The sequence below is a fragment of the Azospirillum sp. CT11-132 genome (genome assembly GCF_047302835.1).
Lineage (GTDB): Bacteria > Pseudomonadota > Alphaproteobacteria > Azospirillales > Azospirillaceae > Azospirillum.
In genome coordinates this window covers 238,796-247,500 of the sequence record NZ_JBGLZA010000002.1, presented here as the reverse complement: position 1 = coordinate 247,500, position 8,705 = coordinate 238,796, and the positions used below count along the sequence as shown (strand labels likewise).

Here is an 8,705-nt window from a genome sequence, read left to right as displayed (position 1 = left end):
CGGACCTTGTTGGCGGCGCGGAAGCCGTCCATCTGCTCGCGCGTCAGCAAGCCGGAATGATTGTCCTTGTGCCCGGCCAGCGGCAGGCCGAAGCCTTTGACTGTGTAGGCGATGAAGCAGACCGGCCGGTCGTGGGTCCTCGCCTGGGCGAAGGCCTCCAGCAGCGAGGGCAGATCATGGCCGCCGAGATTGCCCATCAGCCGGGCCAGTTCCTCGTCGCTGCGGCTCTCGATCAGGCGGGTGACGTCGCCCTGGTCGCCCAGTTCGTCCATCAGGCGGCGGCGCCACGCGGCTCCCCCCTGGTAGGTCAGGGCCGAATAGAGCTGGTTGGGGCAGGTGTCGATCCACTGGCGCAGGCGTTCGCCGCCCGGCTCCTTGAACGCCTCCTGCATCAGGGTGCCGTATTTCAGGATCACCACGTCCCAGCCGAAGGCGCGGAAGATGTTCTCCAGCCGCTCCCACAGCCCTTCGCGGATCACCGCGTCCAGGCTCTGGCGGTTGTAGTCGACGATCCACCAAGTGTTGCGCACGCCATGCTTCCAGCCCTCCTGCAGGGCTTCGAAGATGTTGCCCTCGTCCATTTCGGCATCGCCGACCAGCGAGACCATGCGGCCTTCCGGCAGGTCGGCGGCCCAGCCCTTGGCCTTCAGGTAATCCTGGACCAGCGAGGCGAAGAGGGTCTGCGCCACCCCCAGCCCAACCGAGCCTGTGGAGAAATCGACGTCGTCCACGTCCTTGGTGCGGGATGGGTAGGACTGGGCACCCTTGTAGCCGCGGAAATTCTCCAGCTTCTCCCGCGTCTGGTTGCCCAGCAGATACTGGATGGCGTGGAAGATCGGGCTGGCATGGGGCTTCACCGCCACCCGGTCCTCCGGCCGCAGAGCCGAGAAGTAGAGCGCCGTCAGGATGGTGGACATCGAGGCGCTGGAGGCCTGATGGCCGCCGATCTTCATTCCGTCCAGGTTGGGGCGGACATGGTTCGCGTTGTGGATGGTCCAGGACGCGAGCCAGAGTACCTTGCGCTCCAGCTCGGCCAGGCAGGCGAGATCGGCGGAGGACGGCTGGATCGCGGTCATGGGTCTGCTCCCGAACGGGTGTTTATGGTTGGAAGAGCCTATCATTTGTGACCCGGCAGATGCTTGCGAAGTGGCGCCGGCCGCGGTTGCGCTTTAGCATCGGATGCCAGAATAACAGTGGAAACGGCATTCCATGCCAAAGCAGCCCCTCGACCGCATCGACCGCAAGATCCTGTCCGCCCTCCAGCAGGACGGTCGGCTCCCAAACAACGAACTGGCCGAACGGGTCGGGCTGTCGCCCTCCCCTTGCCTGCGCCGGGTCAAGGCGCTGGAGGAGGCCGGGGTGATCGCCCGCTACGTCGCGCTGGTCGATCCGGCCTCCGTCGACCTGCCGGTCAACATCTTCGTCAATGTCAGCCTGGAGCGGCAGGTGGAGGCGCGGCTCGACGGGTTCGAGGCGGCGGTGATGGCACGGCCGGAGGTGCTGGAATGCTATCTGATGACCGGCGACGCCGATTACCTGTTGCGGGTGGTGGTGCCGGACCTTGCCAGCTACGAGCGGTTCCTGAAGGAACATCTGACCCGCATTCCCGGCGTCGCCAACATCCGCTCCAGCTTCGCCTTGAAGCAGGTGCGCTACCGCACCGCCCTGCCGCTTGAGCATCTGGGGGAGTAGGGCGTCATGCTTTGGCCGCTGCCGGCTTGGCTCGGCTGCCGATCATCGGCACTAGCAAAGCCGCAATCAGGCAGAGAGCACCGGCGGTGGCAAAGGCCGGCAGATAGCTTTGAAGAGCTGTTCGCGACAGACCGGCGCCGAAGGCCGCGACAGCGGCGCCCAACTGGTGACCGGCGAAAACCCAGCCGAAGACGAGGTTGGCTCGCTCCCGGCCGAAGCGCTCCGCCGTCAGCCGCACGGTCGGCGGAACGGTGGCGATCCAGTCCAGACCGTAGAAGACGGCGAAGAGCGACAGGCCGTAGAGGGTAAAGTCCGAATAAGGCAGATAGAGCAGCGACAGGCCGCGCAGGCCGTAATACCAGACCAGGAGCCAGCGGTTGTCATAGCGGTCGGACAGCCAGCCGGACCCCACCGTGCCGATGAAGTCGAAGATCCCCATCACCGCCAGCAGACCGGCCGCCTGCACCTCCGGCACGCTGAAATCGACGCAGAGGGGGATCAGGTGGGTCTGGATCAGGCCGTTGGTGCTGGCGCCGCAGATGAAGAAGGTGGCGAACAGCACCCAGAAGGTCCGCGTCACCGCGGCCTCGCGCAACGCCCCCAGCGCCGCCGGCAGGATGGCGCCGCCCGGGGCGGCTGGCGGCGCGCCCCCGACCTCGCCGAAGGCGGACAGGCCGAGGTCTGCCGGACGGTCGCGCATCAGGGCCAGCATCGCCAGGGCCGCCACTGCGATCAGGCCGCACAGGAGGGCGATCGCGCTTCGCCAGCCATAAGCCTCGGTCAGCATCGACAGCAGCGGCATGAAAACCAGCTGCCCGGTGGCGGAGCTGGCGGTCAACAGACCGATCACCAGCCCGCGGCGGGCGACAAACCAGCGGGTCGCGATGGTGGCGCCCAGCACCATGGCGGTCAGGCCGGTGCCGAAGCCGACGACGAAGCCCCACAGCAGGATCAGCTGCCAGACCTGCCGCATCGCCAGCGAGGCGAGCAGCCCGCAGCCGACCAGCGTCAGGGAGGACAGCACCATGCGGCGGACGCCGAAGCGGTTGATCATCGCGGCGGCGAACGGCCCCATCAGTCCGAACAGCAGCAGGCGGATCGCCATGGCCAAGGAGATGTCGGCGGTGTCCCAGCCGAATTCCCGCTGCAGGGGCAGCAAAAGCACGCCGGGAGCGCCCACCGCCCCGGCGGAAACCAGCATGGACAGGAAGGTGACGGCGACGACGACCCATCCATAATGGATGTCACGACGGGCCAAGGTGGCGGCAAGAGGTGTGGACAGCATCGGCTCGTAACTCCAGTAACCGGCCTTGTTATTGCGCGGTCACGCCGCCATCGATGTTGATCGACTGGCCGGTGACGAAGCCGGCGGCGTCGGAGCAGAGCCAGAGCACGGCTGCCGCCACCTCTTCCGGGCGACCGACGCGGCCGATGGGATGGCGGGGGCCCATCACCGCCTCCACCCGGTCGGCACCGCCGAACGAGGCCTGGGTCATCGGCGTCTGGATGATCGCCGGACAAACGGCATTGACGCGCACGCCGAAGGCCGCGACCTCGATGGCCGCGGTGCGGGTTAGCCCCTCCACCGCCGCCTTGCTGGCGGAATAGGCGGCATTCCCAGCCATGCCGATCTGCCCCAGCACCGACCCGGTGTTGACGATGGCGCCACGGCCCTGGTTGCGCATGATCGCCAGTTCATGCTTCAGGCAGAACCAGACGCCTTTTACGTTGACGGTCAGCACGCGGTCGAAGGCGGCTTCCTCCATCTCGGTCAGCGGCGCGACCTGATGGATGCCGGCATTGTTGAAGGCGGCGTCGAGGCGGCCATGGTCGCGCTCAATCCGCTTGAACAGCGCGGCGACTTCCGCCGCATCGGCGACATCGGCGGCCACGAACTGGCCGATGCCGCCGGCACGGCCGATCAGGTCCACCGTCTCCAGCCCCTCGGCTTCGCGCCGGCCGGTGACGATCACCGTCGCCCCCGCCCCGGCGAAGGCCAGCGCCGTCGTACGGCCGATGCCGGACGTGCCGCCGGTGACCAGGGCGACACGCCCGCTCATGTCCGCCCCCGTGATGTTCATTCCACTGCTCACGACTCTCTCCTGTCCGTCATCCGGATTCTGCGCTCCGGCCGGTGCCGGGCGCCATTAATGACGATCATCATCAATACGAGTTTTTATGATGTCCATCATTAAAACGCAGGCAGAGCCGTGATTCCCGGAGCCTCAGCCATGCGTGGCCCGAATGGCGCGTGACGGCGGGCGACACCACATCTGCACGGGCACGGGCGGCGGCTGCGAGTTGCAGGCGCCGGTCCGGCGATGCCCACCCATCCGGGAGGTCTATTCTGGCCCTGGTTGCAACGCTGCCGAACACCGGCAACCGGAACGGCACACGGCGCCCGCCATGGCGAAAGCCACGGATCCTGGGCCATGTGGTGGGCCCGACACACGGCCCTCCCCTTCGATCCGGCATCTTGAGGATAAGCTTGACCGCCGCCGCGCAACGGATCATGAAGGCGCGAACATGCCGCTTCATGTATCCGCATGTATCGGGTGCCGTCGGGTCTTTCTCTTTCTTTCGGTCGGGCGAATGTTGCTTTCGCGGCGCTTGGGCAGCCCAAGACTTGGCATCTCCCATCGGCACAGGTGCCTCCGAGCCCGATGGCAAGCATTCGTTAACCATAAAGCACCACAACTAGCGAGCGGCCCATCGCCGCATTCAGCCGACCGCCGGGACCGTATGACGAACGGGTCCGTTTGGCGCCACCGCGCTGATTCCTTTTGGAAGGCTGACACAGCGTGACTCTGCTGACTGCGCGGGCCAACGGCCCGACCGACGTTTCCCCGGCCGGTCAATCGACGATCTCCGCTCCGTGGAACGCCACTCCATTGGTGCCGACCTTGAGCGGCCCGATCGATCCCTCCCTTCTCCGCGACGAGTTGCTGTCCGACATTCCGCAGGCGGCCGCCACGGCTCATCCGGACCGCACGGCCATCGTCTATGAAGGCCGGCGCGTCACCTATGCCGAGCTGGACGCGCGCGCCAACCGGGTCGCCCGCGGCCTGCGGGCGCGCGGGATCGGCCCCGGTTGCTTCGTCGGGCTGTGGATGGCGCGGTCGCTCGACCTGCATGTCGCGCTGCTGGGCATACTGAAGGCCGGCGCCGCCTATCTGCCCTTCGACGCCGACGCTCCCGCCGAGCGCGTGGCGGTCAGCCTGACCGACTGCGCCGCCCCGGCGATCCTGATCGATCTGGTGACCGGAACGAAGGCGGCGACGCTGGCCGAGGCCGGCGCGGACGTCGAGGTCCTGCGCATCGGCGACGTGCTGAGCGATGACGAGCGGGCGTTCAACCTGCGCGCTGACGGGGTGACGCCGGACAGCCCGGCTTACTCCATCTACACCTCGGGCTCGACCGGCAAGCCCAAGGGCATCGTCATCAGCCACCGCAACATCTGCCACTATCTGCGCGCCGCCAACAGCGTCTACGGCATCACCGCCGACGACGTGGCCTTCCAGGGCGCGTCGGTGGCCTTCGATCTGTCGCTGGAGGAGATCTTCGTCCCCTATCTGGCCGGCGCCACCCTGTGGGTCGCCAGCCGGCAGGTGCTGGACGAGGTGGACCGGCTGGCCGACGTGCTGAACGAGGCCGGCGTCACCGTTCTCGACACCGTCCCCACCCTGCTGGCGATGCTGCCGAAGGACGTGCCGTCGCTGCGCATCGTCATCCTGGGCGGCGAGGCCTGCCCGCCCGCGGTCGCCTCGCGCTGGTGCCGGCCGGGCCGGCGCCTGTTCAACAGCTATGGCCCGACCGAGGCGACCGTCGTCGCCACCGTGGCCGAGGTGGTGCCCGACACCCCCGTCACCATCGGCCGCCCGATCCCCAACTACACCTGCTATGTGGTGGACGAGGCGCTGCAGCCGGTCGCCGCAGGCATTCAGGGTGAGCTTCTGATCGGTGGTCCCGGCGTGGCCCAGGGGTATCTCGGCCGCCCGGAACTGACGGCGGAGAAGTTCATCGCCAACCCGTACCGCACCGGAGCGCATGACCCGCTGCTCTACCGCTCCGGCGACGCGGTCAGCGTCGATGCCGACGGCAACCTGCGTTTCCATGGCCGCATCGACGATCAGGTGAAGATCCGCGGCTTCCGGCTGGAACTGGGCGAGATCGAGGCCAAGCTGACCGACCTGCCCGGCGTCGCCCAGGCCACGGTCGTGCTGCGCAGCGACAATGGGCTGGACCGTCTGGTCGCCTTCCTCGTCGCGCAGCCGGGTGCGGCCCTCGACAGGACCGTACTCCGCGACGCTCTGCGGGCGCAGTTGCCGGCCTACATGGTGCCCGCGCATTATGAACAGGTGGCGGAACTGCCGCGCCTGACCTCCGGCAAGGCCGACCGCAAGACCCTGCAAGCCATGGCGCTGACCGAGGATGCGGGCTCGGGTGAGCAGGAGGAGCCGCGGAGCCCGACCGAGGCCGTATTGCTGGAGGCCGCCCGCCGCGTCTTCCCTGGCCAGTCGATCCCTCTGGAGGCCGACTTCTTCCTCGATCTGGGCGGCCATTCGCTGCTGGCCGCGCGCTTCGTCTCAGCGGTGCGCGAAACCGCCGGGCTGGCCAGCCTGACCCTGCAGGACGTCTATGGCGCCCGCACCCTGCGCGCCATGGCCGAACGGCTGGATGCCAAGGCGCCCGCCGGCCATGGCGCGGGACCGGCCGACCTGTCCTTCGATCCGCCGCCGCTCGGCCGCCGCCTGCTGTGCGGCCTGGCCCAGGCCGTGGCGCTGCCGGTCATCCTGGCGCTGATGACGGTGCAGTGGCTGGGTGTGTTCGTCAGCTACATGCTGCTGTCCGGCGAGGATGCCGGGCTGCTGGGCGAGATCACCACGCTGTTCGGCGTCTATGTCGTCATCAACATCGCCACCGTTGCCATCGCCATCGCGGCGAAGTGGCTGATCATCGGCCGGACCAAGCCGGGCCGCTATCCGCTGTGGGGCGTCTATTATTACCGCTGGTGGCTGGCCCAGCGCTTCGTCGCGCTGGTCCACCTGAAGTGGTTCCAGGGATCGCCGTTGATGCGGCTGTTCCTGCGCGCCCTCGGCGCCAAGGTCGGCGCCGACGCGATGATCGGCGAGTTCGAATCCGGCGCCATCGATCTGGTCAGCATCGGCCGCGGCGCCTCCACCGGCGGCAAGGTCAAGCTGGCCAATGCCGAGGTGATCGGCAACGAGCTGGTGATCGGCACCATCGAGATCGGCGAGGATGCCTATATCGGCACGTCCTGCGTCATCGGCCATGATGCCGTGATCGGCAAGGGCACCGAGCTGGCCGACCTGACCGCGCTGGCCGCCGGCACCCGCACCGGCGCCTATGAATCCTGGGACGGTTCGCCCGCCCGCAAGGTCGGCACCGTCGACAGCGCCGCCTTGCCCCAGGAGCCCCGCGCCGGCATCGTCAAGCGCGCCACCCAGGGGCTGATCTATCTGGTTGCCCTGGTCGGCCTGCCGCCGGTGGCGCTGATCCCGATCTTCCCGGCCTTCTACCTGTTCGACAGGCTCGACGCCTGGATGGGCGGGGTGTTCAAAGTCAACTACCTCTACTATGTCCCCGCCATCGCCTGGCCGACCGCCATGTTCCTGGTGGCCTTCACCGTCCTGCTGATCGCCGCCATGCGCTGGATCGTGTTGCCGAAGGTCGAAGCCGGCTCCTACTCGGTCCACAGCTGGTTCTATGTCCGCAAATGGGTCGTGGCGCTGGCGACCGAGGTGATGCTGGAAACCCTCAGCTCGCTCTACGCCACCGTCTACATGCGGGCCTGGTACCGCCTGATGGGCGCCAAGATCGGCCGCGACGCGGAGATCTCGACCAACCTCGCCGGCCGCTACGATCTGGTGGAGATCGGCGAGAAGTGCTTCATCGCCGACGAGGTGGTGCTGGGCGACGAGGACATCCGCCGCGGCTGGATGCATCTGCAGCCGGTGAAGACCGAGGCCCGCGTGTTCGTCGGCAACGACGCCGTGGTCCCGCCGGGTGCCTGCATCCCCACCGGCACGCTGATCGGCATCAAGTCCAAGCCGCCGGCGAATGCCGAGATGCAGGCCGGCGACACGTGGTTCGGCAGCCCGCCGATCAAGCTGCCGGTGCGCCAGAAGTTCGACAACGTGTCGGCCAACTGGACCTTCGAGCCGTCGCACACCCGCCGTCTCGGCCGCGCCGTGTTCGAGGCCTTCAGCCTGTCGATGCCGTCGATGCTGTTCATCACCTTCGGCACCTTCGCGGTGGAGTTCTTCGCCAAGGCCATTCTGGACCAGCGCTGGGGCGCCTTCGCATGGCAGTTCCTGGCGGTCAGCGTCGCCATTCCCATGGCGATGGTGCTGGTGGTGGCGCTGGTGAAATGGGCGCTGATGGGCCGCTATGCCCCCACCATGAAGCCGATGTGGTCCTGGTGGGCCATGCGGACGGAGGCGGTGGCCGTGCTGTACTGGGGTCTGGCCGGCAAGGTCCTGCTCGACCACCTGCGCGGCACGCCGATGCTGCCCTGGGTTCTGCGCATCTTCGGCACGAAGTTCGGCAAGGGCGTCTACATGGACACCACCGACATCACCGAGTTCGACTGCGTGTCCGTCGGCGACTATTGCGCCATCAACGCGCTGTCGGCCCTGCAGACCCACCTGTACGAGGATCGCGTGATGAAGGTCGGCCGGGTTTCGGTCGGGACCGGCGTCACCATCGGGGCCGGCGCCACGGTGTTGTACGACACCCATGTCGGCGACTTCGCCCGCCTGGGCCCGCTGACCCTGGTGATGAAGGGCGAGGAAATCCCCGCCCACGGCGACTGGGTCGGCGCCCCGGCCGAGCCCGCCGTCCACGCCCACGCGGCGGTCGATGGACAGGTGAAGGCGGCGGCGTAAACAGCCGACAACAGCGGCGAAAAGACGAGGCTGGTCATACCATTGCGGTGTGCCGGCCTTTTCTTTTGCCCCTACTTTGGTCGACGACAAACCGTCGCGCCGCCT

Annotated in this window: 5 protein-coding genes (1 of these 5 cut by a window edge); 2 read left to right on the top strand and 3 right to left on the bottom strand. The window is 67.7% G+C overall.

Translation table 11 applies throughout. The features are described from left to right. Nucleotides 1–1,076: the 5' portion of a transketolase gene (locus tag ACCD06_RS03060; protein WP_413338697.1), read on the bottom strand. Its footprint begins 1,336 nt before the window's first position; the window shows 1,076 of its 2,412 coding nt (coding positions 1–1,076); its start codon is at nucleotides 1,074–1,076; the stop codon falls past the left edge of the window. Between the two features lie 133 nt (nucleotides 1,077–1,209). Here ACCD06_RS03060 and ACCD06_RS03055 point away from each other — a divergent pair, with 133 nt between their 5' ends. Continuing rightward, complete coding sequence (locus ACCD06_RS03055; RefSeq protein WP_109153393.1) at nucleotides 1,210–1,692, top strand: Lrp/AsnC family transcriptional regulator; 483 nt, start codon at nucleotides 1,210–1,212, stop codon at nucleotides 1,690–1,692. Between the two features lie 4 nt (nucleotides 1,693–1,696). Here ACCD06_RS03055 and ACCD06_RS03050 read toward each other — a convergent pair whose 3' ends face one another. Beyond that, the gene (locus ACCD06_RS03050; RefSeq protein ID WP_413338695.1) at nucleotides 1,697–2,977 is read right to left on the bottom strand and encodes an MFS transporter; all 1,281 of its coding nucleotides are present in this window, start codon (nucleotides 2,975–2,977) and stop codon (nucleotides 1,697–1,699) included. Nucleotides 2,978–3,005: 28 nt separating this feature from the next. Further along, entirely contained in the window at nucleotides 3,006–3,785 is a 780-nt protein-coding gene (locus ACCD06_RS03045; protein ID WP_413338693.1) for an SDR family oxidoreductase, read from the bottom strand. Between the two features lie 708 nt (nucleotides 3,786–4,493). Between ACCD06_RS03045 and ACCD06_RS03040 the strand changes: the two genes are divergently transcribed. Then, nucleotides 4,494–8,600, top strand: a complete 4,107-nt coding sequence (locus ACCD06_RS03040; protein ID WP_413338691.1) for a Pls/PosA family non-ribosomal peptide synthetase — start codon at nucleotides 4,494–4,496, stop codon at nucleotides 8,598–8,600. The last annotated feature ends 105 nt before the right edge of the window (nucleotides 8,601–8,705 follow it).